Source organism: Priestia sp. FW507-14D1A, from assembly GCF_058781295.1.
Genome location: NZ_JBYSWQ010000001.1, coordinates 631,518 through 658,245, shown reverse-complemented (window position 1 = coordinate 658,245; position 26,728 = coordinate 631,518). Strand labels below are relative to the sequence as shown.

The following is a 26,728-nucleotide window of genomic DNA, read 5'->3' as shown; positions in this document are numbered from 1 at the left end:
ATTTTTATATAAAGTCTTTTCATATAAAACCTTGAAAGAAGGGAGCGGAAACCTGTGAGATATAAAGTGAAACATTGGCTTAGATTAACTTCAGACGAGCGCTATCTTGTATTGTTTGCTACTGCTGCTTTGCAAAAAGAAAAGCGATAAAAGAGTTGTTAATAGTAAGGAAAGTAGCTTTATATGCTAACGAAAAGGTAATAAAAGGCCTGAAAATAATATATTTATTTTCAGGCCTTTTATTGTTTTCAAACCTTTTTTAAGTCAACTGTTGAGAGATAGCTTCAGCCGTTTGTTTGCCGTTTGTTATACACGCTGCAATGCCTACTCCATAGTAAGAACAGCCAGCTAATATAATAGCGGGGTGCTTGTCATGGAATTTTTGAGTCAAGCTGCGTACAAGTTCACCGTGTTTAAGGTGATAGGTAGGCATCAATTTATCCCAATTGGTTACGTCGCTTTCAATAGGCTCCTCTTTGATTCCTAAGCTGTTTTCAATGTCCTTTTGTGCCACTGCTAGCAGCTCTTCTTTTGACATCGTCCGCAGGCTGTCAAAGTGGTGACTCGTACTTTTATAAAACAGGCGAACTAACAAATTCCCTCGCTTAGAAGTGTGAGCCCATTTTTTGCTCGTCCACGTGCAGGCATTGGCGATTAAGTTGCTTGATTGAGAGGCAATAAACCCGGTGCCTTCAGCGGGAAGGTATTCGTCTGGAACGTCATAGCCGATATATACGCTAATGAGAGAAGAATCTTTTAACTGCTCAAAGTCTTCGTTTAATTCGGGATCGTTCAACAGGTGCTGAGCAGCCGTGTGCGGTGTAGCTAACACCACATAATCTGCTGAATAGGCTTGCCCCGGCGTACTGATTTGGTAACGTTCACCGTTCCGTTTTATGCTGGTGGTTGGCGTATCTTTTAAAATTGTTACATCAGAAAGCTCTTCTTCTAAGCGGTGAATAATCGTTGATAAACCTTGTTTAAACGAAATGAATTTTTTATTTCCTGCCGTTTTAAATTTTTTTTCATTGGCTCCCATTCCCTTGATGATGCTGCCGTACGTGTTTTTATAGTCGAGCAGATACGGGAGAGTCGAAGAAATCGTGAGTTTGTCTAAATCGCCAGAGTAGACGCCCGATAAAATAGGTGCAATTTGCTTTTCTACTAGCTCTTCTCCTAAAAAATGTTTTAAAAAGAGTCCGATTGAGCTGTCTTTCGTAAACGTTGTATTTTTAGTAATTAAGTCTTTTAAAGCTGTAATTTTAGCTTTTGAAGAAATCAGCTCGCTTTTAAAAAGAGATTCCACGCTTGTTGGAATACCGAACATGGTATCTTCAGGAATTGGAAGCAGCTCATTAGCAGAGTAAATAAACGATTTGCCCGTTTCGTTATAGACTAAATCGTTTGTTAAGTACAGCTCTTCTAGCAGGGGCATAACGTTTTCTTTTCGAGCTACAATAGAATCCGCCCCTGTTTCCATAATAAATTCCCCAGCTTCACGCGTATTGATTTTCCCTCCTAGATGGGCATGTTTCTCTAGTAATAATAACTTAAGCGGGAGATTACGTTCTCGTTTTAGTTTCTGCAAATAGTACAGAGTGGTTAAGCCCGTAATTCCTCCTCCAATAACAGCGACCGTTTTCAAAATATTCACTCCTACATTTTCAACAATTAGTCTGTAATATACGAAAATCATACCACTATGACTAGGAAAAGTGTAATGAATTGATTGTGAACATAGTGTGTGCAAACACGAAAAGAAATATTGAAACTATACGATTAGATATTTTGAAATTACATAAAATAAAAGCTCATACACGTAGAGAAAATGACTGAGACGCAGCAGTGAAGAAAGGAGGAAGCATCATGCTCGGCGGTTTTATGGAAACGCTGAAAAAAGACTGGCTCGCTTTAGTATTAATAAGTGTTCTTATATGCGGTATTACCTTAAACGTACGAGCCGAAGAGAAGAGCGGACGAAGCGGATACATCGAACCAAAGCTAGTTTTTCCTGTGATCAGTGATGTTCATATTAAGGAAACAGGAACGCTTGATTTGCGTACTTTTCAACATGCATTAACGCAGTTAAATGAACAGGCACCGAAACAAGATGCATTTGTAGTAGTAGGAGATTTGGCTGATACCGGCGCGTTAAAAGAATACGACCGCTTTTTTTCTATTTATAATCAAAATAAACAGCCGCAGGCCGTATCTCTTTTTACGATTGGTAATCATGAATACCGGGACAGTGTAACCAATCAGCAAGCGCAGCAGCGTTTTTTATCTAAAACCAAAATGAAAGCTCTTTATTTTCATCAAGTGATAAAAGGATATCATTTTATCATGCTTGGAACAGAAAGCCGTCTGACCGCCGGTGATTATTCAGTCAAACAAATTAACTGGCTTGCTGAACAGCTGAAGATAGCAAAGCGAGATGATCCTAAAAAACCGATTTTTGTCTTTATTCATCAGCCTATTAACAATACACTGTACGGGAAAAACAGATGGGGGATAGAAGTGAATGAACAGCTTCTTTACAATACGTTAAAACCTTATCCGCAAGTCATTACATTTTCTGGTCATACCCACCATCCGTTGGACGATCCTCGTACTATTTTTCAAAGAGATTTTACATCTCTTGCAACGTCTTCTGTTCGGTATATATGGCCTGGTGCCGGATATTTACAAGGTGAACTTCCTCCTGGCTACCGAGATGTGAGTCAATGTCTTCTTGTAGAGGTTTATAATCGAAAAGTAGTCGTTAAAAGGCGGGATTTTCACGCAAATAAGTGGACGGGAGAAGCGTGGGAAATTAACATACCTGCAGATGCAAAAAAGTTTCACTACACGAATGAACGAGATTTAGTAAAACCGATTTTTCTTCCAAGCTCTACTATTTCTGTTATACAAGAAAAAGCTTCATCAAATCAGCTTTATATCCAGTTTACGCAAGCTGTGGATAATCTGATGGTTCACTCTTATCGCATTACCGTCAAAAATAAAGAAACTGGAGAAGTGGTCAAAACATATAATGCATTTTCTCAATATTACAGCGATCCTGTTCCGGATGTTCTAAGTCTTCCATTATCGGGTTTGGAGCCCCATACTGCGTATCAAATAGAAGTAGCGGCAGTGGATGCGTTTGACAATCAAAGCGACCAAAAATTAATCATTGAAGGCTCTACTAAATAGCTAAAAGAATCCCGATTTTTATTGATTCTTTTAGCTTTTTTTCATCTGTTTTTAATGTTATTTTCATTAGATTTTTAAGTGGAGTTGCTACACTGAAACTGTATTTAAAGTCATAATATGTAATTTTCATGAAAGTATTAAAATCAAAAGGAGTTTGTATGAAAGGATCTTTTGTACGTTTTTTAGTAGTAGGGCTGGTCAATACAGCAGTAGGTCTTTCCATTATGTATGTGCTGCTTCATATTTTTCATCACTACTGGGCAGCAACGTTTATCGGAAACGCAGCAGGAGCAGTCGTCAGCTACGTGTTAAATCGAATATTTACGTTTAAAAGCGGAGTTCATTTATCTACAAGCATACTGCGTTTTATTTTGGTTATTGGCGTTTGCTACGGCTTGTCTTACTATATTGGACTGCAGTTCTCCAGCTGGTTGTTGCATCAACTTCCTGCTGCTGTGCATCCGTTCAAAAAAGATGTCGGTATATTAATCGGAACAGGTCTGTATACGCTTTTAAATTATACGGGTCAAAAATACTTTGTATTTAATGCAAAAAGAGAAGCAGTCGTTGTACACGATTAGCTTTTAGTAATTATGAAATGGAAATAGGTGTTAACAGATGAAGAAAGAAACAGCTATGAATAAAGAAAAAACATTGCTTATTATCGCTTTCCTTTTACTGCTTGCGTATGTATCCCCTATGTTTTTGCTCGGGGAAAACTCACATATACGCGTGCATGATAATTTAGACTCAAATATTACGTGGTATAAAGTTCTGCATCGAAGCGGAGAGCTGTTTGGCTCCAGTCATGCCGTATTGCCTCAAATCATTAACGGATTGCCGAGGAATACGTTTGGAACAGAATTCAGCGGTATTCAGTGGCTGTATGGTTTGTTTCCTACCATGCTGGCGTACAGCCTCAGCCAAACGATTACGCGTGTATTTGCTTTAATTGGAATGTATTTATTATTAAAAAAGCACTTCATTAAAAGCGAGGATGCTTATGCGATTCGAGTGCTTGTATCACTTGCTTTTGCACTTACGCCTTTTTGGCCTTCGGGCATGCTGAGTACATTAGGACAGCCGCTGGCGCTGTGGGCATTTTTAACCATTCGAAACCGCGAAGGAACGTGGAAGGAATGGCTTACACTTTTACTGCTTCCGTTTTACTCGAGCTTTGTGCTAGGATTTTTCTTCTTTTTAACGGCGATGGGGCTGCTATGGCTAAGAGATGCGGTGAAAAAACGAACGTGGAATATTCCTTTTTTAAACAGTATTGCAGCGATGACCGCTGTCTTTCTGCTCATTGAATACCGGCTTGTTGATTCTCTTTTATTTCCAGAGGCCCCGACGAGTCGAAATGAATTTTTAAGCTCTACTCTAAGCTTTGGACATTCCGTTCGCCTTGCTTTTAAGAACTACACGCTTGGGCATACGCATGTAATGACGCTTCATACTTTTGTCATTTTGCCGCTTTCTTTTATTGTACTGTGGATTGTTGCTCGGAATCAGAAAGGAAAGCTTGAAAAAACGTTTTTGCAGTTATTTATTCTTAATCTACTACTGTCGATTTGGTATGCGTTTTGGTTTTATAAAGGATGGGAGCCGCTAAAAGAAAAATATCAGCTTTTTAATACATTTAACTTTGCTAGATTTCATTTTTTACGCCCGCTCATTATTTATTTGATGTTTGCCGTTGGCGGCTATGTTTTATGGAAAAGGGGCAAGGCGTGGAAAAAGTTTGTGTGGGTGTGTTTGATTTTACAGCTGCTTGTGTTGTTTATAGCGAATCCTGAACTTTATTATCGCTACAATCACGAGCCGTCAGTCAAAGAATTTTATGCTGTCCATCAATTCGATGAAATCAGCAGATATATAGGGAAACCTCAATCATCTTATCGGGTAGCAAGCATTGGGCTTCATCCATCAATTGCTCAGTATAACGGCTTTTATACGCTAGATACGTATAACAACTTCTATCCGTTAACGTATAAACATGAGTTTCGCAAAATCATTGCCAAAGAGCTTGATAAAAATAAAAAGTTAGAAAGTTACTATGATCACTGGGGCAACCGCTGCTATGTGTTTGTTAGCGAGCTAGGGAAAAAATATGATTACCGAAAAGACTCAACGAAAAAAATCCGTCATTTGCAGCTTAATATCAGCCAATTTAAAAAAATGGGCGGTCGCTATATCTTTTCAGCTGTGCCAATCGAAAATGCTGAAAGTGACGGTTTGCACTTTTTAAAAGCGTTTAACGATAAACAGTCCGCTTGGAAAGTGTATGTATATGAAGCAAAGTAAGGGGGCAATAACATGAACAGACCTATTTTAACAATTGTTGTTCCATGTTACAACGAAGAAGAAGTATTCACAGAAACATCTTTTCAATTAACTACTGTAATAAAAGAACTGATAAATGAACGTCTTGTATCAAGTGAAAGTACCATTTTATTTGTAGACGATGGAAGCAAAGACAGCACGTGGTCGCTTATTGAAAAAGAAAGCTGCAGCAATTTGTTTGTAAAAGGGTTAAAGCTAGCGCGGAATGTAGGACATCAAAATGCTTTGCTGGCAGGACTAGAAGCAGCCCATAAGCAATCTGACTGCGTCATTTCCATTGACGCAGATTTGCAAGATGATATCAGCGTTATTCGTACTTTTGTAGAGAAATATTGGCTCGGGTATGAAGTCGTATATGGTGTTCGAGACAGCAGAGAAACCGATACATTTTTTAAACGAACCACGGCAGTAGGGTTTTACCGTTTTATGAATAGGCTAGGAATTCAGCTCGTTCAAAATCACGCCGATTTTCGTCTCATGAGCAAACGTGCTCTTGGTGAACTTATGAAATATAAAGAAGGCAACGTCTTTTTACGAGGCCTTGTACCATTAGTAGGATTTCGCTCCACGGAAGTCACATATGACCGCAAAGAACGGACAGCGGGCGAATCAAAATATCCCCTAAAGAAAATGCTTGCTTTTGCATTCGACGGGATTACATCTTTTAGCGTAGCGCCGATACGCTTATTGACGCTGCTTGGAGGAGCTTCTTTTCTCTTTAGTATTGCGTTTGGTATTTATGCGCTGATTCAAAAATATTTAGATCATACGCAAATCGGCTGGACGTCTCTTATTTTATCGATTTGGCTTGTAGGCGGCCTGCAGCTAATGGGAATGGGTCTTGTCGGAGAATATATTGGCAAGATTTTTAACGAAGTGAAACAGCGTCCTAAATATGCGATTGAAAGAGATTTATATACAAAACACTCATTAGACAAACAAAAAGATTTGCTTATGCATTAATTTAAGAAGCTTCTCCTAAATGGAGAGGCTTTTTTGTTAAAGCGTTTATCATAATTTTTAAGTGAACAGGAAATGCTACTACTAAAATTTCTAAGGAGATCAGAATCTATGAAAAGACTATTTTATACAGTCAGCACTTTTTGTTTTGTTTGGCTTGCTTTTGCAGCCATTCATGTCAGCGCTCTTTCGATTGAGAAGCTTCCAATGAAGAAATCATCTGAACAATGGTCGGTTGAACTCACAAAAGCGAGCATGGCGGGAGATAATCAGCTAAAGTGGAAAAATAACGTCTATCATACATATGGATTAACCGTTGAAAACATTGGAAAAGACGTAGAGCGCGTGCAGGTCCAAGCTTTTCGGCACGAAGGAAAAAATAAGGCGAAATACAGCTTGTTTTCTCCTATTGAACGGTCTAACTTAAGCAAAAGCGGTCAGCGTTTTCGCTATGCGAATTTTGCTGTTCCTGGAAAAGCGGCAGGTTTAGATATTATGATTAACTGGACGGACGAACAAGGTAGTCATCAAGAACATTTTGAATTTAAATAAAAGTCTTCGCTTAGGCGAAGACTTTTTTTGCAGGAATTTATCCTCGTATGTGGAAAACGAACACGAAAGGAGAGATCGTAATGATTGCAAAAGCTACTGAAGAAGAAATACAAGAAATTCGGAAAAAATCTGCTGATGCGCTGTTTGAAGGAACAATGAAGCAGTTTCATCCGTCAGCAGAACGCGTAAATGAACTAGTTGGTAGTGCCCTTGAAAAAGGCTGTTATTATTTAGTTTCGAGACAAGAAAATAAACTCGCAGGCTGGGTTCTTATCGGCCCATCTGCCGACTTCTTTTCAAAAGAAGAAATGGGCTTTATCTACGAATTATATGTTGTACCGGAATACCGCGGGCAAGGTCTAGCCAAGCCGTTAATGCAAAAAGCAATTGATGAATTGTCTATCAAAGGATACCCTGAAATCAGACTCAGCGTTCATGCTGGGAATTTTGCACAGCATGTGTATCGTGAACTTGGCTTTGTAGATAAACAAATATCAATGAGCTTCCAAGTGGCAAAACGTCCGTAACGTTGATGAATGTCAGCGAGTCCATAAAACATAAGATGTTATACATGCGATGAGGTTCGGTAATGAAAGTAAAAGTAAATAAGTAGCCCAAACGGAACCTTTATCTAGTACTTCAACGGCTCCTCCACCTGTATTGTCTGAGGAGGGGGGATCTTCAAGCGCGTTCATAATCAAAGCCGCCGCTGCTAAAATAATCCCTCCAATACTTCCGGTTGTTTTGACAATTGCAATATGGAAAGTAGATGAAAAAGCAATAGTAAGAAGCAGCAGCAGGCTTCCCAAAAAAGCAGATAACAGATATCGTTTCATGTGCTCACCATCCTTTATGAAAGCATACCATATTTTACTTCTTTTTTCTTTTTATTGAAAAGCTATTGACGTAACCTACAAAACATATTAGAATAGTCAGAAATAATTTAAAAACGAAATATTCTTATCTAGAGAGGTGGAGGGACTGGCCCTTTGAAGCCTCAGCAACCACAATTATTGAATGGTGCTAATTCCAGCATAGCCTAGCTCTGACAGATAAGGAGAGGAATCTTTTTCTATGATGAAACCCTCTTCTTAGGAAGAAAAATTTCGTGTAGAAAAGGTGATGACATTGAACAATAGACAAACAGCGTTAAGCACTGATGATTATTTAGATTTATACTTATTAGCCAAAGAAATAAAAGACGAAACGTGGCAGCAGGAAATTTTAGCTGCGCTAAAAACGCAGCAAAATCGTTCATTTGAAGACAAACAATCCGCCCTCGTTCAAGAGATATGGGAAGATTTTAAACAGTTAAATGAAGATATTTCTTTTACGTATCGCTTGATTCAAGAAGAGCCAACTAACGAACAATTTCAGGCTAAATTAAGCCGCTTGAGAGAACGGCGGATCACGCTGAGCCGTGAGTTATATTTAGCTAAAAAACAGTATGTTGAACACACGCAATAAAAAGATCCGCTTGAGAAACAAGCGGTTTTTTTGCGTGTGAATGTTAGAAGCGCTATATTTCGGGTAGTAAATAGATAAGACAAGCAAAGGAGGGATAACAGTGGCCCAAGGTGTATTATGTGAAGTGAATGAGTGCATGTATTGGAAATCGGGAAACAAATGCAGTGCAGAGTCCATTTACGTTGTGAGTCCTGAAAGTAGTCACCATGTTTCTGATATGGAAGAACCTGGCTGTAAAACTTTTGAACCCGCGAGATAAATGCTAGTTTTTATAAAAAAGCATAAAATGAACGATGCGCTGACGGAGTTGAGTCGGCGTTTTTCTATTTTTTGAAAATACTATTACTTAAGTGCAATAATAAATACATAGTAAAAAAGCAGTGCCTATGTCTAATTGTGCGTTTAAACAAAATGATAAGATAATTTTTTTGTTTTTCGACAAAAGAAAAGTGAGAGAAAGGTGATAGAATACAAATATACAGCCTAGCTGTCTTTTAGCACAAACTTATATGAAAGCGCTAACAAAAAGGCTGTGTTCATCTCGTTTTGACAGATTGGAAAAAGGGGAGACGTTTATGCAGGGGAAAACTCAGGGGAAAGAATTGAAACGCGGGTTAGAAGAAAGGCATGTGACGCTGATGTCCTTAGGAGCAGCCATAGGGGTAGGGCTGTTTCTTGGATCTGCATCTGCTATTAAATTAGCAGGGCCAGGAATATTATTAGCGTACGGATTTAGCGGAATGATTATGTTTTTTATTATGAGAGCACTTGGAGAAATGGCGATTCAAAAACCTGTTGCAGGTTCATTCAGCAAGTACGCACGCGACTATTTAGGGCCGCTTGCTGGTTATTTAACAGGTTGGAACTACTGGTTTTTATGGGTTGTAACATGTATGGCTGAAATTACAGCCGTTGGTATTTATATGGGATATTGGTATCCGGATGTACCAAACTGGATTTGGGCGTTATCGGCGCTTGTCATCATGACAACGGTTAACTTCTTAGCTGTTAAGGCATATGGTGAACTGGAATTTTGGTTTGCACTTATTAAAATTTTAGCGATTGTGTTAATGATTGCCGTTGGATTATTAATGATTGTGTTTGGAATCGGCAACGGCGGCGTTGCGACTGGTATTAAAAATTTGTGGGACAACGGCGGACTGTTCCCGAACGGATTCAAAGGTATTTTGCTGTCGCTGCAAATGGTCATGTTTGCGTATTTAGGAATTGAAATGATCGGCGTTACCGCGGGAGAAGTGAAAAATCCGGAAAAATCTCTAGCAAGAGCGATTGATTCTGTCTTTTGGCGTATTCTGATTTTCTACGTCGGTGCGTTATTTGTCATTATGTCGATTTATCCGTGGCAAGAGATTGGTTCACAGGGAAGCCCGTTTGTATTAACATTTGAAAAAATCGGCATTCCAGCGGCGGCTGGTATCATTAACTTTGTTGTACTAACAGCAGCTCTTTCTTCTTGTAACAGCGGTATTTTTAGTACAGGCCGTATGCTGTTTAACTTAGCAGAACACGGAGAAGCGCCAAAAGGATACGGCCAGCTTACAAAAGGCGGCGTACCGGGAAAAGCTGTTTTAGCATCAGCCGGTGCGCTATTAGTCGGAGTAGCGTTAAACTACATTGTGCCTGCCAAGGTATTTACGTGGGTAACAAGCATTGCAACATTCGGTGCGATTTGGACATGGGGAATTATTTTGCTTTCTCAAATTAAGTATCGCAAAACGTTAAAAACAGGTGAAGAGGCAAAGCTGAAATATAAAATGCCTTTATTTCCGTTAACATCTTATGTGTCACTTGCGTTCCTAGCGCTGGTGGTGGTTCTTATGGCATATAATCCAGATACAAGAATTGCAGTTGTCATCGGACCATTATGGTTTATCGGTCTTATTATCGCGTACTACGCAAAAGGATTTCATAAACGAAGTCAAGGTTCAGCTGGGACTGAGCAAAAGCTAGTGAAATAAAAGAAAAGACCTCTTTCTTGGAAAGAGGTCTTTTTTCATTAGTTTATGTGCGAATGATTAGTTTATTTTAAGGGATCATTGGTACGGATAAATAATGTAGAAAATATTCTATTTATTCTGTACTATTTAGTTAGAGAATTCGTTAATGATTAAACGGTAATTGAAAGTGGATGAGTATGTTAGTTTTATGCTTTTTAACGCCACACAGAGCATCGAAAAGTTGGGAGGACATATGCAGAAATGATTGAAACATTTAGTGAAAAAGACATAAAAGGTTTGCTGCTGTTATCGCAGCTGGAAAAATGGGATTATAGTGAAGCAGATTTACATACGATTTTTTCATCTGGAGACGTATTTGGCCATAGAAATGAGAACGGAGACATCGTATCAAGTGTGGCCGTAATTTCGTACAAAAATCAGTCAGCTTTTATAGGAATGGTGATTGTGAGAAAAGATTACCGAAAACAAGGGTTAGCCGGGCAGCTCATGAAGCACTGTCTGCAAGTTCTTTCCCCTGAGATGAATGCCTACTTAATTGCGACAAAAGAAGGTAAGCACTTATATCAAACAGCAGGGTTTAAAACCGTGGACTATGTAAGTAAATACATAAGCAGTGAATACACACCAAGAGCCTTTAAAGTTTCAGGATTTTATACACGATCCTTAAAGAGAAGTGACTTCAAAGGGATTGTCAAGCTTGATGAAGCAGCATTTGGAGATAATAGAAAGCTATTTTTAAAAAGTAGAATTCAGCAAGCTGAAAAAGCAGTTGTTTTACAAAACGAACAAAATAAAATGACGGGCTATGGTTTAGCGGTTCGTACGCCGAGCAATATCGTGATTGGTCCCGTAGTTGCTCCAAACGCTGAAGCAGCGATGCTAGTCATTTATGAACTAGCGAAGAATTACAAAGAAAAGCTGAGAATTGACCTGTCTTCTCATGAGGAAACGTTAAAGAAACTTGTGGAAAATCACGGATTTCAGCTTCAAAATGAGCCTCCTGTTATGGCGTATGGTGTCAATCCTCTCCCTGCTAGACAGGGCAATCTTTTTGCTATAGCAGCTCAGGCGTTTGGATAAAAAGAAAGGAGAAGCTCCTTTCTTCGCCTCTACCGAATTCTCCCAATTTTAAACCCATTATCAATTTGATGAAAGCCGACTTTTGGATAGTAGTTCATAGCAGAAGGAGCTGAAAGTAAAATCAGCGCGGTCTCTTCGCCGATTTCTGATTGAACATGTTTGATGAGCTGTGTACCGATTCCTTGCTTTTGATAGTCTTTTACAACAGCTAAATCCGATAAATAGCAGCAGTAGCTAAAATCTGTTAACGCTCTGGCTATGCCAATGAGTTCGCTGTCGTTCCAAGCGGTAATAGTAAGAGAAGCGTGATCAAGCATTCTTTGAATACGATCAAGATTTTGTGCAGGACGTTCAATACCGGAATGTACAAATACTTCAGCAGCTTGTTCCGCACGGATTGAGACGTTGGTTTTATAAGTGATAGTCATTGCGTCATCTCCTTAATTTATAAGATATAGTCCAGTATATGAAGAATCTGAACTGAGAGTAAGTGTCAGAAACAGCGAATTTAATAGTATCAGTTAGAAAGGAAAGAACACTATGTTAGAGCTAACGCCTTTGCTTGATAAAAGAAAAGCAGATCCCTTGTACATGCAACTTTATATCTACATAAAACAACAAATTCAAAAAGGTACCATTCCGCCTCATGAAAAACTGCCTTCTAAACGAAAGCTAGCTCTTCATTTAAGCATTAGCCAAAATACGGTTGAAGCGGCTTATGTACAGTTAGAAGCTGAAGGCTATATCGAGATACTAGCCAGGAAAGGAGTATTTGTAAAAGAGATAAAAAATGAAGTTGTGCTTCAAGAACTGCCTCCAGCCTATGTCTCTTTACCGCAAGAAGACCGGAAATCAACTGTCATTGACTTTAGCCATGGAAAGGTAGACGTAGAAAAATTTCCGTATAACACGTGGAAAAAGCTAACGGTTCAAACTATTTATCATGATGAAAGCCAGCTTTTTTATAGCGGACATCCACAGGGCGAACATCTTCTTCGTCAAGAAATTGCAGCGTATCTTTATCATTCAAGAGGAGTGCGCTGTACGGCGGAGCAAATTGTGATAGGTGCAGGTACGCAGTATCTTATGTGGCTGCTTTCTGTCACGCTGGGGAAAGAAAAAATAATTGGGTTTGAAAATCCGGGTTTTCACCGAACGAGGCACGTTTTTCAAGAACAAGGCATGTCAGTTATCCCTATTTCTCTCGATAATTCTGGCTTGAAAGTGAAGGAACTGAAAGAAAGCGGAGCGGATGCGGTGTACATTACGCCGTCTCATCAATTTCCTATTGGGATGGTCATGCCGATTGCAAGAAGACTTGAACTACTAGAGTGGGCGGAAGAAACGAATGGCTATATTGTAGAAGATGACTATGACGGGGAATTTCGCTATAAAGGAAAACCGATTCCGGCGCTTCAAGGATTAGATCAAGACGATCGCGTTATTTATACGGGTACGTTTTCAAAATCGTTGATGCCTTCTCTTCGAATAAGCTATGCCGTGCTGCCACACCGGCTTCGCACAAGCTATATGAAGCACTGTGGACTTTTTAAACAGCCTGTTTCAAGACTTCATCAGCATACGCTTTTTCTGTTTATGAAAGAAGGCCACTGGGAACGTCACTTGAATAAAATGAGAACAGCATACCGCAAGAAACAAGCGCTGCTGCTAGATTGCTTAACTGCTACTATGGGAGAACGTATAAATGTTATTGGAGAACATTCTGGATTGCATATTCTTCTTAAGGTAAAAAACGGAATGAGTGAGCAGAAGCTAATTGAAGCAGCTGCCAAGCAAGAAGTAACGATTTATCCAACGTCTATTTATTATCATAGTGCCGGTGACAACAACACGCCTTATGTATTGCTTGGGTTTGCCGGACTGTCTGATGAAGAAATAAAAACAGGTGTAAACCTGCTGTTTAAAGCTTGGTTTGAACAGCAGGATTGAGAGATATGCTAGGGGGGTTTTTATGAAAGTAAAGCGAAAATTATTTGGTTTATGGACAGGAGAGCTTACGGCAGCTTTAGTGTTTGCTGCGCTGTGGGTAGGGTACTTAAATGAGTTTTCTTATCTAAGTTTTTATTTAACAACATTTTCTAGTGTGTATGCTTTTATCATACTTGAGTTTATCTTGTTTCAAGGAAGCTTGTACTGGTTTATGAAATGGAAGCGAGTGAGGCGAAAAGAAGATTCTCATTTGCCCTCTAGCTATATTCAATTGTTTCTGCTTTTTAAAAAAATGAATAAAATTCTTCTTGCGTTAGGTTTAGGTGTACTCATTTATCACTGTGTGCAGTTAGGGATTAACGGGCTTGCTTTTTTCTGGGCCTTTACGCGTTTGCTTGGCTTGAATATATTAACTACTATGTGATTAGGCTTTCTTATCAAAGTCCAAGTGAAATCAAGGAGTTTTTTGAGCTGAAAAGATTTAAACGGTCTATTTTAGCAAGAGAAATAGATAAGAACCAGCGCGTTTGATTACACAGACTGCGCTGGCTTTTTTGTCTGGAAATCAAGGAATAGGCAAGAGTTGATAAGTTAGTGAACTTGAAAGTAAAGGAAAGTTTGATAGGAAGAAGATGCTTCTTGTAAGGAAGATACGAATGTATAAAAAAGCGGCGTGACATTCATACGGTTGTTTCTGGACCAGTCATGGTTTGCGAAAAATGATTTCCTTAGTTCTGCTGTGAGTTCAAGCTGTACGCCGGCTTTTAGCAAATTATCATTCACAATATTTTGCTCGCTTGTTCCGGCTATATCAGAAGGGGCGTCACGGATGGTAAAGCCGCGTTTGCGCAGCGATTGCTTCACCAGCTCTTTATAAAGCTGATTTTTTCCGCCTACATATACGATAGGCTGGCTGCCGCTGTATCCGTGAATCGTCAAAACGGACATGCTTTGTTGAGCCATTCCTCTAGCAGTCGGTTCGTCAAAGTTTTCTGAGGTTATGTGCAGAACTCCGTTGTTAGTGGACTTGATGCCTTCGAATAAATAATAAGAAGCGGAAAAGCGATCAGCGAGTTCTTTGGCGACTTCTGATGTGCCCGGTTCAATTCCTCCGCCGTGAATGGCTATAATGGATAGGTAGCTAAAGCGCTGTTCGTAGCGAATATCGTAGTCTTGATGGAGAATCTCGTGCTGCTGCAGTTCTGCATAAGAGGAATAATAGTCACCGCTTGCATAAGAGGGAGGGAGAATCAAAAAGCAGCACATCAAAGGCAACAAAATGCTTGTACTCCATTTGAATAAACGGTTCATTAATAATCACCTCTATTTATCCTATGATAAATAGAGGTGATTATTAATATTTTCGCTTTTTGATAAAGTGCCAGTTTGTTTGAAATTCAATGGGCTCGCGTTCTAATCGTCCTCACTCAAGAAATATGCTGTAATAACTGATAATTTTATCTAATTTGATTAGCCTCCACTTCAAAAATTGGTTATAGTAAATTATAACAAAAATAGAAATAGTTAATAGGTCCATTTATAAAAAAGTGAAGAGAAAGGAGGGGGGAAATGACCGCAGCTTTTATTAGTCGTCTCGCGCTATCAGGTTTGTTAGGAGCTTTGGTTGGTTTAGAAAGAGAGTTTAGAGCAAAAGAAGCGGGTTTTCGCACTCATTTTTTAGTTGCTGTCGGTAGTACGCTCATTATGTTAATTTCCAAATATGGCTTTTCAGATGTGCTTCATCAAGATCATATGGCTCTTGATCCGAGCCGAGTTGCCGCACAAGTAGTAAGCGGTATTGGTTTTTTAGGAGCAGGTATGATTATTATTCAAAAGCAGCATGTTAGAGGGCTCACAACAGCCGCAGGCGTATGGGCAACGTCGGGAATTGGTTTAACCATTGGGGCGGGTATGTATACAGTCGGCATTAGCGCAACTATACTGGTGCTGATTGGCTTAGAAATATTGAACGTAATGTTTACATCTCTTTCTACTCATTCCCTTTTAATTAAGTTTCGTGCAGCGAATCAAGAGGATATTTATGAGCTCCTTGATAAGATTGAAAGGGGAAATATTATGATTTCATCCTATGAAATTCACCAGGATCATCATCAAGGTGAACTGCTTTATTTTGTTGAAATAAAAGGAAAAGCAAAAAAGAAAGGGAATAAAGTAGAATTGATTAAATCGATTCACTCTATGGCTCACGTGTTATTTATTGAAATTGAATAAGCACTTATTTATTTTTTGTCAAAGAGATTAAGACATAACTAAATTAATCTAAAATCGAACAAATGGATAAAGGGGCCAGTATGATCGTTTAGTACACCACGGCTGATTTCCGTGCAAGGCTTCGCTTTCCGCGGGCGGCCGGTGAGCCTCCTCGTCGCTTGCGCTCCTGCGGGGTCTCACTTATTCTGCTTTTCCCGCAGGACCTCCAATCAACCGCTAGAAGTACCTCCATATATGAAACCTACGTTTGGATCTTTCTTCAGCTAAAAAACTTTCGTTTCAGCCTCTTTATTCGTTCTCTATCTTGCTTAAATCGTTTCGCAGTGTTTTAGCATAGCAAAAAAAGGCTATTACCTAAATATAGAGAATTTTACTGGAGGTTATAAAATGAAAATTGGAGTCGTAGGTGCTACAGGAAAAGCAGGAAGTTTTATCGTGAAAGAAGCTTTAAATCGCGGCCATGATGTAACGGCAATCGTACGTGATGCGAGCAAAGTAGACGAACGAGATGTTCGTACACTGGAAAAAGACATCTTTGATATCACGGCAAAAGATATCGAAGGCTTGGATGCAGTAGTGAATGCGTTTGGAGCTCCTGAAGGAAAAGAACATCTGCATGTAGAAGCGGGACAGTCGTTAATTCGTGTATTTAAACAAGCTCCGGACGTTCGTCTTCTTGTTGTAGGAGGAGCAGGCAGTTTGTTTGTCGATGAAGAGAAAACGACGCGTCTAGCAGATACGCCTGATTTTCCAAAAGAGTATAAAGCGACAGCTGACAATCAAGCTCAAAATTTAAAAGATTTAGAAAGTACAAGCGATATTAATTGGACGTTTATTAGCCCAGCAGCATTTTTTAATCCTTCAGGAAAACGAACGGATGCTTATAAAACTGGGAAAGATCATGTTATTTTAAACTCAGAAGGAAACAGCCATGTCAGCTATGCTGATTATGCCATTGCTGTCATTGATGAAATTGAGCGAGGAGAGCATGTAAACGAACGCTTTACCGTTGTATCCGACGCTAGATAAAGGAAAAGCCGCTTTATGCGGCTTTTTTTGTGCATGTTATACTATGGGAAAAGGAGTAAGGTATAGAATGGATAATAAAGTAAACGTAGAACTAGCGTTTTATAGTGAAGCCTACGAGTCATCTATACATAGCTATACGCTGCCTGAAGCGCAGCTCATTTATACGGCACTTCCCGCTGAAGCCTTAGCTAAGTGTGAGCGGGAAAAGGACAGAACGCCTGTTTTGATTTTGGCAGAAAACAAACTAGCCGGCTTTTTCGTGCTCGACGCAGGGAAAGCTGTTAAAGAATATACTAAAAGCTCCGGCGCGCTTTTAATACGGTCGTATTCCATTCATCCTGATTATCAAGGAAAGGGAGTTGGCAAAAAGTCATTGAAACTTCTTCTTTCTTTTATCAACCAGCACTTTCCGACTAAAAATGAAGTGGTGCTAGGCGTGAACTATAAAAACACGGCCGCGCAGCAACTGTACAAAAGAAGCGGCTTTATCGACACAGGCGGGCATATTTTTGGAAGCCAAGGAAAGCAGTTTGTTTATGAGATGGACATAAAAAAAGCTTGAACAAGAGTTCAAGCTTTTTTCTTATATAACAAGTAGGAAGCTAGAGCAAATAGGCAGTGCTACAAGGGACGTTTTTAATACGGGAGCAGGGACGCGATTTGTGAATTTTGCTCCAATATATGAACCGACCATTGTGCCGACTACTACTTGGATCAACAGTGGAATATCTAAAAAGCCCTGCTGATAATAGCCCATTCCTCCGCCGATGGCAATCGGAATAATAACGAGCATTGTCGTTCCGGCTGACTGACGAATAGACAAGCCTAACACCATCATAAGGCCAAGCTGGATAAATGGAGTTGATCCAATTCCAAACATTCCTGATAGAGCGCCGGTTATTAAGCCAATTAGTAAAGAATAGACGACAAATTTAGCTCCTGTTGGAACAGTACGTTCTTTTTGCTGACGGGAAAATAAAAACATACGCAGCCAAAGTAAAACACCAGATAATAAAAGCATACCGGCTGTTAGCCATTTTAGCTCGCCTTCTGGGATAAAGGATGAAAGGTTAGACCCAATCCAAGCGCCTAATGCACCGAGGATACCAACAGAGATACCGGATTTTAAAGATACGTTACCTTCGCGGTAATGACTGACTGCGCCAGATAAAGAAGAGAAAATCATTGCGGTAAGAGCCGTTGCGAGTGCAACGTGTACAGATACGCCGTACAGCAGCGTTAAAATCGAAATAATAAAACCTGATCCGCCTGCTCCGACAAATCCTAAGATTAGTCCGACGGCTAACATTGTTAAAACAATTGAAACATCCATAAACTAATTCCTTCTTTCAACACTTATTCTATGCAGACACATAACATTTTTAGCAAGTGCTACGTTCTTCATTTAAACATGAATTTTTTATGACGTCCAATGTATAATTTATATAAAATTGATAGTATTATGTAATAAGTAAAGGATGTGAAAAAATGGAATGGCAGCAGCTCGAATATTTTAATATTGTAGCTCAAACGGAACATTTCACAAAGGCAGCGGAAAAATTATCAATCGCACAGCCTACGCTCAGCCGCTCAATTTCTAAATTAGAATCAGAGCTTGGCGTGCCGCTATTTGAACGAAAAGGAAGGCAAGTTATTTTAAATCGATATGGACGGCTTTTTTATGAACGAACGGTTAAAGTATTAAACGAAATGGAAGAAGCTAAACGTGAGCTTTCAGATTTGATTCATCCTCACCGCGGCAGTATTTCGTTTGCTTTTTTAAAATCATTAGGCGCTTCGTCCGTCCCAAAACTAGTTCATGCTTTTTTACAAGAGTATCCGAACGTTCAATTTCAAATTTTTGAGAACGCCACGAACATCATGCTTGATCAGCTTCAAACGGGTGAAATTGATTTTTGTATGTCTTCTGTAACGGAATCTAGGTCAGGCATTCAGTGGGAATATTTATGGAAAGACGAGCTGTACGCGTATGTCCCTGATACGCATTCTTTTGCCTCAAGGCAAGTGCTTTCGATTTCAGAGTTGGCTCATGAATCGTTTATCGCGTTAAAAAAAGGATACGGAAGTCGAACAATTTTTGATCAGCTGTTTGAAGAAGCGGAGATTGTCCCAAATATTACGTTTGAAGGAGAAGAATTTTTGACGGTGATTGGTTTTGTAGCGGCTCATTTAGGAGTTGCCTTGCTTCCTGAAATAAAGGGAGTGGACTTACGAGGCATTAAAAAAATAAAGCTCAAAGAAGACACAGCTTCAAGAGTAATTGGGATTGCGTGGAACAAGGATAAATATTTAACTCCTGTTGCGAAAAAGTTCCAGGAATTTTTAATTCAGTATTTCAAAGACCATCATACAGGAGGAAAACGATGAAGAAAATTGCTTGCCTGCACGCTCATCATTCGAACATCTCTTATATAGAAAAAGCGCTGCCGTTTGCGAACTGTATGCATTTCGTAGACCCCGGACTTGTACATCGAGTAACAACCGACCCTAAGTTTGCAGCGGAGTCAGCAGCTGCAGAAGTAGAAAAGCAGTTAAAGTGGATGGAAGAATGTTCAGCGGATGCCATTTTACTTACGTGTACGAATTACATTGCTCTTTTACCAGAAGCATTTACAAGCGATATTCCAATTATTAAAATCGATGAGCCTTATTTTCACCGAATATGTGAAATAGAAGAACCGCAGCTTATCGTGTTTACAAATCCGGAAACCGTAGAAGGAACAATGAAGCGTCTAGACGAATTTGCATTTTATCAAAATGTAAAGATAAAGGTTCGCCCTGTTGTGATAGAAGGTGCTTTTGAACTAGTAATGACTGGAAACCTAGAGAAGTATAAACAGAAGGTAAAACATGTCTTACATGAGCTAATAAAAGAGCATAATACCGTTGTTTCAGTAGCGCAGCTCTCGATGGTAGAAGCGGCGGAGGAGGTAAGCGACCGTATTATTACGCCTCTTCAACCGTTAGCGGAAGAAGTAAGAAAAACAATTATTAGGTCATAAGAAACGAAAAAAAGAAAAAATAAATGGTAAAATATTCACTTTATTTTGACAAAAATTTCATTTCCTTATATGATAAGTAGTGTTATAGAAACCACTTATTATATAGGGGAGGCATCGTTTTGTGAAGAAAGCAAATGCACGCGATAAGATTTTAGAAACAGCATCGCGGCTTTTTCAGCTGCAAGGCTATCATGCAACAGGATTAAATCAAATTATTAAAGAGAGTGGCTCGCCAAAAGGGTCTCTTTATTATTATTTTCCAAAAGGGAAAGAAGAACTGGCGATTCACGCTGTTCAATATACGAATAAATACGTCCAAATCCAAATTAAAGAAAGTTTAAATAAATCTTCTGACGCAGCCCAGGCTATTCAGTATTTTATTGAAGAATTGTCCAAGCAGTTTGAACACGAAGAAAGTATTGCTGGTATGCCTGTTGGACTGCTGGCTGGAGAAACGGCGCTTATTAATGAACCGCTGCGAGAAGTCTGCTACGCAGCGTTTCAAGATTGGGAAAAACTTTTTAGAGAAAAAATGATAGAGAGCGGATTTCAAGAAAAGCAGGCAGGAGAGCTTGCAGTTGTGATTAACTGTATGATCGAAGGAGGAATCTTGCGTTCGTTAACAGAGAAAACAAGCGCTCCTTTGCAGCAGATTCAGCAGCAGGTTCCAGTTCTTGTTCGTAAATAAAAAGTGAGGCTGGGACATCGCAAAATGAATCTAAAGACTAACAATCGGGATACATGAGCTGGACTGCTTGTGACCCTGCTGTTGATTTCCGTGCAAGGCTTTGCTTTCGGCGGGAGGCCGCTGAGCCTCCTCGTCGCTTGTGCTATTGCGGCGTCTCATCTGTGCCGTTTTTCCCACAGGAGTCTTCGCCTTGTCCTCCAATCAACAGCTAGAAGTAGCTACCTACATAAAACCTACGTTCACCATAATCATAAAAAACACGAACTATTCATCCTTTTTGATAGATAGTTCGTGTTTCACTTTAACTAGACTACTTTGTCCTCGACTCTTTTTTATAGATTGACGGAATTTGGCATATATTGATAAAATTTAAAGTATATTTTCTGAAAATTCCATTTCTTGCAAAGAGAAAGAAAGGAGTAGCTTGTGATTTTTACTATTATTCAAGCTGATGATACGTGGGCACTATGGGGAATTCTAGCGATTTGGGCTTCTGTTAGTATTTTTCTCGAACAAAAGTATAAGTGGGCTTCTTTTCTGTCAGGAGCTATTATTGCGCTAGCAGGAGCGCTTATCCTATCAAATTTAAAAATCATTCCAACAGAGTCTCCGGTTTATGATGCGGTTTGGGCGTATCTAGTACCGCTTGCCATTCCATTATTGTTATTTCAAGTCAATATGAAAGAATTATTTCAAGAAAGCCGGAAACTGCTTTTTATTTTCTTAATCTGTGCAGTAGGAACGGTTATAGGGAGCACGGCAGGCTTCTTGTTATTAAAAGATTATATTCCTGAACTAGCAAAAATTGCAGCAGCTATCGGCGCTTCTTATGTAGGCGGAGGGGTTAACTTTGCTACCGTTACGGCTAAATTTGAACCATCAAGTCAAATGGTTTCGGCGACGGTAGTTGCTGATAATATGGTCATGGCTTTACTGTTTGCCGTGTATATGTTCGTTCCTTCTATGAAGTTTTTTAGAAAACATTTTAAGACGCCTCATATTCAAGAAGTAGAGGCTGGGCAATATGGAGAAAATGATCGTCATACGCTTGCAGAAAAATATTGGGCAAAAAAAGAAATTTCGTTAAAAGACGTTGCGGCTTCAATTGGTACATCATTTTTTCTAGTGGTTGCATCGTTTAAATTAGCCGAATGGTTTGGAACAATCATTCCAACCGGTCCAAATGTTTCGGTAGTTCAAACATTATTACATACTATTTTGAGCGAAAAATACTTATTGCTTTCCACACTTACGTTTCTTGTTATTTATCTGTTCCCTTCTTATTTTAAAAACATTAGCGGAAGCCAAGAAATCGGCACGTACTTCATTTATATTTTCTTTGTTGTCATTGGAGTACCGGCGTCTATTCCATTAATTGTTGAAAAAGCACCTCTTTTGATTCTATTTGTGCTCATTGTGGGAATGAGTAATTTAATAGTGGGACTTATTCTAGGAAAAGTATTTAAAATTGATTTAGAACATATTTTACTAGCGAGCAATGCAACGGTAGGAGGGCCTACGACAGCAAGTGCAATGGCGATTGCTAAAGGATGGGGAAGTTTGGTTGGTCCTATCTTGGTAGTAGGAACGCTTGGCTATATTATTGGTAACTATATCGGTTTTGCACTTGGCTATTGGTACTTAACATTTTAAATAAAAAAGCGCCTCCTCTGATGACTGGGAGGAGGCGTTTTTTTATTTAGCATGCTTGGCTGCTGAAGATTGATAAAAGCGGCCTTTAAAGATATACGTAGCTGTAATAAATAAATAGATAGCTAGTGTAATAGTCGTAATAACAACGGAGGTTGTGCAGATAACGCCAATTAAAATAGCGCTTAGTGCAATTAGGGCAGCCCACGTCGTATAAGGAAACCATTTAACAGAGTAGCTGCTCGATGCTTCTGGCTGAACTTTGCGGGACTTTAAGTGTGCGATCGCAATAATCAACCAAATAAACAACACGGTATATCCTAAGGAGCCCATCAAATAATCAAATGTTTTACTTCCTGCAAATAAGGAAATCAACACGCCCACATAAAGAGATGATGTACACATTAAGATTGCATAGACAGGAACTCTGTTAACAGAAAGTTTCGAAAATATCTTCGGCACTCGACCGTCTACTGCTTGCGTATACAAAATACGTGATGAACCGTAAAGCCCTGAGTTCATTGAAGAAATGACGGCTAACAAGATCACGGCATTCATAATATGATCTGCTCCGGGAATTCCAATCATTTTAAATACCATTACAAAAGGGCTTTGAGAAACGCCGTTCACTTCATTCCAAGGAATCAAGCTCACGATGATAAAAAACGGGAACAGATAAAAAGCAATGATGCGCGTTAATGTGCTGCGCACGGCTTTTGGCACTACTTTTTCAGGGTTTTTTGTTTCAGCTAGCGTTACCCCGATGATTTCAGTTCCACCGTAAGAGTAGATGACAACTAGCATCGCTGTAATTAACCCAGTTGGTCCTTTAGGGAAGAAACCGCCGTGATCGCTCAAGTTTGAAAAGCCCGCTGCGGTATGGTGACCAAATGATACAAATAGTAACAGAAGTCCAGCGATGATAAAGATTACAATGACCGTAATTTTAATTAATGCTAGCCAGTATTCCGTTTCAGCAAATGCTTTGACCGAAAGCAAGTTAATAACTGTGACAATAACGGATACGCCTAAAGCAAGCATCCAAATTGGATAATCAGGAAGCCAGTACTGAATAAAAATAGCTGCTACAACAGCTTCAGCTGCAATGTTTAACACCCACATTTTCCAGTAAATCCAGTCTAAAAAATAAGCGGGGTAGCTTCCTAAAATTGACTGAACTAAATCACGAAACGTTCGTGCGTCACTGTTTCGAACCGCCATTTCAGCAAGACCTTGCATAATGAATAGTAAAATAATTCCGCCAATTAAATAAGCAATGATAACTGATGGTCCTGCCATATCAATAGCTGAGCTGCTTCCTTTAAATAAACCAGCGCCAATTGCTCCACCTAGCGCCATCATCATAATGTGACGTGAAGTCATTGTTCGCTGCAAACCTTGGTTGTCCTTCTTCATGACTTTTCCCTCCACTTTTTTATAAAATAAAAAAAGCTTATCGTCTCCTACCTCATTATCAAATGAGAGAAGAGACGATAAGCTTTAGCTAACCGCGGTACCACTCTTGTTGGCTCTTAAAGAACCCTGCTTAAAACCTGATAACGAAGGTTAGACGTTAAAACTTAAAGAATACTTCTGCATTCTTTCTGAATTACCACTCCTGGGCGAGTTCAAAGTATTATTGGACTACGTTACACCAACCCGTAGCTCTCTTGACCGAATAATAAGCTTCTACTACTCCCAATCGCTGTGTTTTTGATTAAAATCTGAAAGTTCTTGATGAATAACCATTACTATACGTGCTTCTTTTTTCTTTGTCAACAGCTATTTTCTAAAAAATAAAATGATGGAACTTTGTTTTTTATAGAACTCAGGACTGGTTATTTTGGTAAAAAAACCAGTCGTTTCACCTAATTTTCACCAACTCTGCTTACATTAAGAAATATGAAAAAGAGGTTGTTTTGACAAATACATAGCTGAGGAGAATGAATAGAGTGAAAAAGATGATGTACGTCCGATTCGGACTGGATCTTTTAATGGCCGTTACGTTTGTTTTATTTTTTAACAAACAAGTATTGGGAGGGTTAACGTTTCATGAAATTGCGGGGCTAGCGATTGCCGTCGCGTTTTTTACCCACGTGCTGCTAAACTGGCAGTGGGTAAAGAAAGTTACGGTTAAATTATTTGACCGCAAGCTTCCGCGCAGAACAAAGTTCGGTTACTTTTTAAATATCATGCTGTTGATTGCGATGTCATTTATTATGATTAGCGGTATTTTTATTTCAAGAGTAGTATTTCCGAATATTAATGTTGGCAATGAACAATGGTTTAAGGTTTCACATATTTCGGTATCGTTTTTAGTGTTAATTTTAGTAGCCGCTCACATAGGCCTTCATTGGCAATGGGTTATAAATGTATGCAAAAATATGACGAAATTCAAAAAAACAAAGAAAAGCTTGAGCATAGCTGCTAAGCTTGCAACCGTTGCCCTGTTAGTCGTTGGCATATACGAAATAAATGAGACGAGTTTTCTTGGAAAGCTTGGAGGAATAGTGAGAGTGCTGAATTTAAGTTCCTCAGATATACCGCAAAAAGGCAGTGGGAAGCCGGATTTTGATCGCCATTCATTTAGCGAAAACAAATCTCCTGCGACGGCATCTGCTGGTCACAAACGCCCGAACTTTGATCATGATGGCGAAGGTTTTGAAAGAGGGATGAAAGGAAAAGAAGGCGGTTTTGAAAGTCCGAATCCTTTTATTGTAATCGGTACTTATTTTGCTATTATGTCGGTTTTTATTATTGCTATTTATTATATTGAAAAAATATTGTCAGGAGTAAAAAGACGTAAAAAAATGGCGGGTCCGGCTGCGGAAATTTAAAATAAAAAAACTCTCTATTTCACTGTTTTTTCATCGTACAGAAGTAAAATCATTTATGTAAAAGCGAATGCTTTGCAAAATTGATATGAGATAAACTTAGGTGGTGGAAATGGTGAAACAACACACACAGCCTGAAACGGAACATAAGAGAAATTGGTTTATTAATGCGCTATTGAATTTTGGTATTTATAAAAAAGGAAATCGGCACCTATACGAACTGACACTTCAAGAGTTAGAAGCTCAATATGTAAAAGTAAAAGCATTCATGTATAATCAGGGACCTCTTTCGCAATGATAAAAAAGCACTCAGTATATGAGTGCTTTTTTATATGAGAAAGTCTTATTCTTTGACAGGCGAAACTGTACAGATTAAAATCACAGTATATTTTAAAGTTACAGTTTTAAATGACACATATTATAAGAAGGAAAAACAGTTTCTACCTATAATATGCCAATATTTTTGACCGTATCATTTTTGGAGGGAAACAAAATGACAAATAAAAAGTATGAGCCGCTTTTACAGCCGTTTACTTTTTCAAATGGCATCAAATTAGATAACCGCGTTATTCTTGCGCCTATGACAAATTTTTCATCAAATGAAGATGGAACAGTATCAAATGCAGAAGTAGACTACTATGTACGACGTTCAAACGGTGTTAGCATGGTCATTACAGCATGTACATACGGAACGCCGAACGGCAAAGGATTTCACGGAGAGTTTGCTGCAGACAGCGATGAAATGATTCCTAGCCTGCGCCGTTTAGCAACAGCCATTAAAGATCAAGGAGCAAAAGCAGTTCTTCAAATCTTTCACGGAGGCCGCATGTGTCCGCCTGAGCTTGTTCCAAATGGAGAGGTTGTTAGCGCAAGTGCTGTTGCTGCAGAACAAGAAGGAGCACCGGTGCCTCGAGAGTTAACAAATGAAGAAATCGACGGCATTATTCATGATTTTGGTGAGATGACGCGCCGTGCCATTGAAGCAGGATTTGACGGGGTTGAAATCCACGGAGCAAATAACTATTTAATTCAGCAGTTCTTTTCTCCGCATTCTAATCGCCGCGAAGATAAATGGGGCGGCAGCGTAGAAAAACGATTAACATTCCCGCTAGCAATCGTAGAAGAAGTAAAGCAAGCCGTTTCTAAACATGCAAAAGAGCCATTTTTAGTAGGCTATCGCTTCTCGCCAGAAGAGCCTGAAACGCCTGGAATTACAATGGCTGATACGTTGAAGTTAGTTGATGCACTAGCAGAAAAAGACCTTGATTACCTTCACGTATCGCTAATGGAATTCTGGTCAAAACCTCGCCGAGGCGTGGAAGATACTCGTTCACGTATTGAGATTATTCAAGAGCGCGTAGGAAGCCGCGTACCTGTGATGGGCGTAGGTTCTATTCATACAGCAGACGAAGCAGCAGCAGCTCTTGAAACCGGCATTCCACTGCTTGCGATTGGCCGTGAATTAATTATGGACCCAGACTGGGTTCAAAAAGTCAAAGAAGGCCGTGAAAATGAAATTGTGACAACATTAAGCAAAAAAGATCAGGAAAAGCTTGTGATTCCTGACCCGCTCTGGCAAGCCGTTATTAACACACCAGGCTGGTTTCCGGTTGAAGATTAAAAGAAAGACAGAAAAGCGCAAAGACGATGGGACTGACCCCGTGTCTTTGCGCTTTTTGCTTTTTCATGGAACAGAGCTTATGAACCATTAATTTACAAATAGACTTCTTTATGTTTGAATAATAATAG

The 26,728-nt window shown here is 39.4% G+C and carries 29 protein-coding genes, 1 riboswitch and 1 other annotated feature; of the genes, 22 read left to right on the top strand and 7 right to left on the bottom strand.

The features are described 5' to 3' along the window. Positions 1–259 precede the first annotated feature (259 nt). On the bottom strand, positions 260–1,645 hold the full coding sequence (locus AC3WJG_RS03875; RefSeq protein ID WP_286127688.1) for a protoporphyrinogen oxidase: 1,386 nt from the start codon (positions 1,643–1,645) through the stop codon (positions 260–262). Positions 1,646–1,866: 221 nt separating this feature from the next. Between AC3WJG_RS03875 and AC3WJG_RS03870 the strand changes: the two genes are divergently transcribed. The 6 genes from AC3WJG_RS03870 (at position 1,867) to AC3WJG_RS03845 (ending at position 7,574) form a co-directional block, all read left to right on the top strand. After that, the gene (locus AC3WJG_RS03870; RefSeq protein ID WP_337133976.1) at positions 1,867–3,192 is read left to right on the top strand and encodes a metallophosphoesterase; all 1,326 of its coding nucleotides are present in this window, start codon (positions 1,867–1,869) and stop codon (positions 3,190–3,192) included. Positions 3,193–3,350: 158 nt separating this feature from the next. Beyond that, complete coding sequence (locus AC3WJG_RS03865) at positions 3,351–3,773, top strand: GtrA family protein (protein ID WP_337133977.1); 423 nt, start codon at positions 3,351–3,353, stop codon at positions 3,771–3,773. Positions 3,774–3,810: 37 nt separating this feature from the next. Continuing rightward, positions 3,811–5,496, top strand: coding sequence for a DUF6044 family protein (locus AC3WJG_RS03860; RefSeq protein ID WP_337133978.1), 1,686 nt, complete (start codon positions 3,811–3,813; stop codon positions 5,494–5,496). Positions 5,497–5,508: 12 nt separating this feature from the next. After that, entirely contained in the window at positions 5,509–6,498 is a 990-nt protein-coding gene (locus AC3WJG_RS03855; RefSeq protein WP_028410943.1) for a glycosyltransferase family 2 protein, read from the top strand. Positions 6,499–6,606: 108 nt separating this feature from the next. Continuing rightward, on the top strand, positions 6,607–7,047 hold the full coding sequence (locus AC3WJG_RS03850) for a YozF family protein (RefSeq protein WP_028410944.1): 441 nt from the start codon (positions 6,607–6,609) through the stop codon (positions 7,045–7,047). Between the two features lie 80 nt (positions 7,048–7,127). After that, positions 7,128–7,574, top strand: a complete 447-nt coding sequence (locus tag AC3WJG_RS03845; protein ID WP_028410945.1) for a GNAT family N-acetyltransferase — start codon at positions 7,128–7,130, stop codon at positions 7,572–7,574. A gap of 12 nt (positions 7,575–7,586) precedes the next feature. Here the strand turns inward: AC3WJG_RS03845 and AC3WJG_RS03840 are convergent, their stop codons facing one another. Further along, complete coding sequence (locus AC3WJG_RS03840; RefSeq protein ID WP_028410946.1) at positions 7,587–7,883, bottom strand: hypothetical protein; 297 nt, start codon at positions 7,881–7,883, stop codon at positions 7,587–7,589. Between the two features lie 121 nt (positions 7,884–8,004). Continuing rightward, a riboswitch (SAM riboswitch) is annotated at positions 8,005–8,106 on the top strand. Positions 8,107–8,175: 69 nt separating this feature from the next. Here AC3WJG_RS03840 and AC3WJG_RS03835 point away from each other — a divergent pair. From AC3WJG_RS03835 to AC3WJG_RS03820, 4 genes are all read left to right on the top strand, one after another. Further along, on the top strand, positions 8,176–8,514 hold the full coding sequence (locus AC3WJG_RS03835; protein ID WP_028410947.1) for a hypothetical protein: 339 nt from the start codon (positions 8,176–8,178) through the stop codon (positions 8,512–8,514). A 100-nt stretch (positions 8,515–8,614) separates the two neighbouring features. Continuing rightward, entirely contained in the window at positions 8,615–8,773 is a 159-nt protein-coding gene (locus AC3WJG_RS03830) for a DUF1540 domain-containing protein (protein ID WP_081085322.1), read from the top strand. Between the two features lie 316 nt (positions 8,774–9,089). Then, positions 9,090–10,493, top strand: coding sequence for an alanine permease AlaP (gene alaP, locus AC3WJG_RS03825; protein WP_025750149.1), 1,404 nt, complete (start codon positions 9,090–9,092; stop codon positions 10,491–10,493). 240 nt (positions 10,494–10,733) lie between these two features. Then, positions 10,734–11,573, top strand: coding sequence for a GNAT family N-acetyltransferase (locus AC3WJG_RS03820; protein WP_098334036.1), 840 nt, complete (start codon positions 10,734–10,736; stop codon positions 11,571–11,573). Between the two features lie 29 nt (positions 11,574–11,602). Here AC3WJG_RS03820 and AC3WJG_RS03815 read toward each other — a convergent pair whose 3' ends face one another. Beyond that, entirely contained in the window at positions 11,603–12,001 is a 399-nt protein-coding gene (locus AC3WJG_RS03815; protein WP_221840870.1) for a GNAT family N-acetyltransferase, read from the bottom strand. 112 nt (positions 12,002–12,113) lie between these two features. On the opposite strand from AC3WJG_RS03815, the gene pdxR reads away from it, so the two are divergent. Both pdxR and AC3WJG_RS03805 read left to right on the top strand, forming a co-directional pair. After that, the gene (gene pdxR, locus AC3WJG_RS03810; RefSeq protein WP_337133979.1) at positions 12,114–13,523 is read left to right on the top strand and encodes a MocR-like pyridoxine biosynthesis transcription factor PdxR; all 1,410 of its coding nucleotides are present in this window, start codon (positions 12,114–12,116) and stop codon (positions 13,521–13,523) included. A gap of 22 nt (positions 13,524–13,545) precedes the next feature. Then, complete coding sequence (locus tag AC3WJG_RS03805) at positions 13,546–13,947, top strand: hypothetical protein (protein WP_258006053.1); 402 nt, start codon at positions 13,546–13,548, stop codon at positions 13,945–13,947. A 167-nt stretch (positions 13,948–14,114) separates the two neighbouring features. Here AC3WJG_RS03805 and AC3WJG_RS03800 read toward each other — a convergent pair whose 3' ends face one another. Continuing rightward, positions 14,115–14,834: a poly-gamma-glutamate hydrolase family protein gene (locus AC3WJG_RS03800; protein ID WP_102812934.1), complete on the bottom strand. Its 720-nt coding sequence runs from the start codon at positions 14,832–14,834 to the stop codon at positions 14,115–14,117. Between the two features lie 258 nt (positions 14,835–15,092). Here AC3WJG_RS03800 and AC3WJG_RS03795 point away from each other — a divergent pair, with 258 nt between their 5' ends. Continuing rightward, the gene (locus AC3WJG_RS03795; protein WP_028410954.1) at positions 15,093–15,755 is read left to right on the top strand and encodes an MgtC/SapB family protein; all 663 of its coding nucleotides are present in this window, start codon (positions 15,093–15,095) and stop codon (positions 15,753–15,755) included. An 88-nt stretch (positions 15,756–15,843) separates the two neighbouring features. On the opposite strand, the gene AC3WJG_RS03790 is transcribed toward AC3WJG_RS03795, so the two are convergent. Continuing rightward, positions 15,844–15,987, bottom strand: coding sequence for a hypothetical protein (locus AC3WJG_RS03790; RefSeq protein WP_176526448.1), 144 nt, complete (start codon positions 15,985–15,987; stop codon positions 15,844–15,846). A gap of 155 nt (positions 15,988–16,142) precedes the next feature. On the opposite strand from AC3WJG_RS03790, the gene AC3WJG_RS03785 reads away from it, so the two are divergent. Both AC3WJG_RS03785 and AC3WJG_RS03780 read left to right on the top strand, forming a co-directional pair. Beyond that, positions 16,143–16,784 (top strand): NAD(P)-dependent oxidoreductase, encoded by a 642-nt coding sequence (locus AC3WJG_RS03785; protein WP_060747138.1) that lies wholly within the window; start codon positions 16,143–16,145, stop codon positions 16,782–16,784. Positions 16,785–16,851: 67 nt separating this feature from the next. Further along, complete coding sequence (locus tag AC3WJG_RS03780) at positions 16,852–17,346, top strand: GNAT family N-acetyltransferase (RefSeq protein WP_028410956.1); 495 nt, start codon at positions 16,852–16,854, stop codon at positions 17,344–17,346. Positions 17,347–17,367: 21 nt separating this feature from the next. Here AC3WJG_RS03780 and AC3WJG_RS03775 read toward each other — a convergent pair whose 3' ends face one another. Then, a complete protein-coding gene (locus tag AC3WJG_RS03775) occupies positions 17,368–18,117 on the bottom strand; it encodes a sulfite exporter TauE/SafE family protein (protein WP_016765247.1) in 750 nt (249 codons plus the stop codon). A gap of 155 nt (positions 18,118–18,272) precedes the next feature. Between AC3WJG_RS03775 and AC3WJG_RS03770 the strand changes: the two genes are divergently transcribed. The 4 genes from AC3WJG_RS03770 (at position 18,273) to AC3WJG_RS03755 (ending at position 22,148) form a co-directional block, all read left to right on the top strand. Then, positions 18,273–19,172: a LysR family transcriptional regulator gene (locus tag AC3WJG_RS03770; RefSeq protein WP_098334038.1), complete on the top strand. Its 900-nt coding sequence runs from the start codon at positions 18,273–18,275 to the stop codon at positions 19,170–19,172. Beyond that, entirely contained in the window at positions 19,169–19,807 is a 639-nt protein-coding gene (locus AC3WJG_RS03765; RefSeq protein WP_098334039.1) for a hypothetical protein, read from the top strand. The genes AC3WJG_RS03770 and AC3WJG_RS03765 overlap by 4 nt, the downstream gene beginning before the upstream one ends. 121 nt (positions 19,808–19,928) lie before the next feature. Then, positions 19,929–20,495, top strand: a complete 567-nt coding sequence (locus AC3WJG_RS03760; RefSeq protein WP_098331967.1) for a TetR/AcrR family transcriptional regulator — start codon at positions 19,929–19,931, stop codon at positions 20,493–20,495. 426 nt (positions 20,496–20,921) lie between these two features. Further along, on the top strand, positions 20,922–22,148 hold the full coding sequence (locus tag AC3WJG_RS03755; protein WP_060747143.1) for a DUF819 family protein: 1,227 nt from the start codon (positions 20,922–20,924) through the stop codon (positions 22,146–22,148). 42 nt (positions 22,149–22,190) lie between these two features. On the opposite strand, the gene AC3WJG_RS03750 is transcribed toward AC3WJG_RS03755, so the two are convergent. Beyond that, positions 22,191–23,561, bottom strand: a complete 1,371-nt coding sequence (locus AC3WJG_RS03750; RefSeq protein ID WP_337133981.1) for an amino acid permease — start codon at positions 23,559–23,561, stop codon at positions 22,191–22,193. 67 nt (positions 23,562–23,628) lie between these two features. Beyond that, positions 23,629–23,860, bottom strand: a binding site (T-box leader). A gap of 237 nt (positions 23,861–24,097) precedes the next feature. Between AC3WJG_RS03750 and AC3WJG_RS03745 the strand changes: the two genes are divergently transcribed. From AC3WJG_RS03745 to AC3WJG_RS03735, 3 genes are all read left to right on the top strand, one after another. Beyond that, positions 24,098–24,982 (top strand): DUF4405 domain-containing protein, encoded by an 885-nt coding sequence (locus AC3WJG_RS03745; protein ID WP_102812932.1) that lies wholly within the window; start codon positions 24,098–24,100, stop codon positions 24,980–24,982. A 109-nt stretch (positions 24,983–25,091) separates the two neighbouring features. Continuing rightward, complete coding sequence (locus tag AC3WJG_RS03740; protein WP_034649488.1) at positions 25,092–25,277, top strand: Fur-regulated basic protein FbpA; 186 nt, start codon at positions 25,092–25,094, stop codon at positions 25,275–25,277. A 195-nt stretch (positions 25,278–25,472) separates the two neighbouring features. Further along, complete coding sequence (locus tag AC3WJG_RS03735) at positions 25,473–26,600, top strand: NADH-dependent flavin oxidoreductase (protein WP_102812931.1); 1,128 nt, start codon at positions 25,473–25,475, stop codon at positions 26,598–26,600. The last annotated feature ends 128 nt before the right edge of the window (positions 26,601–26,728 follow it).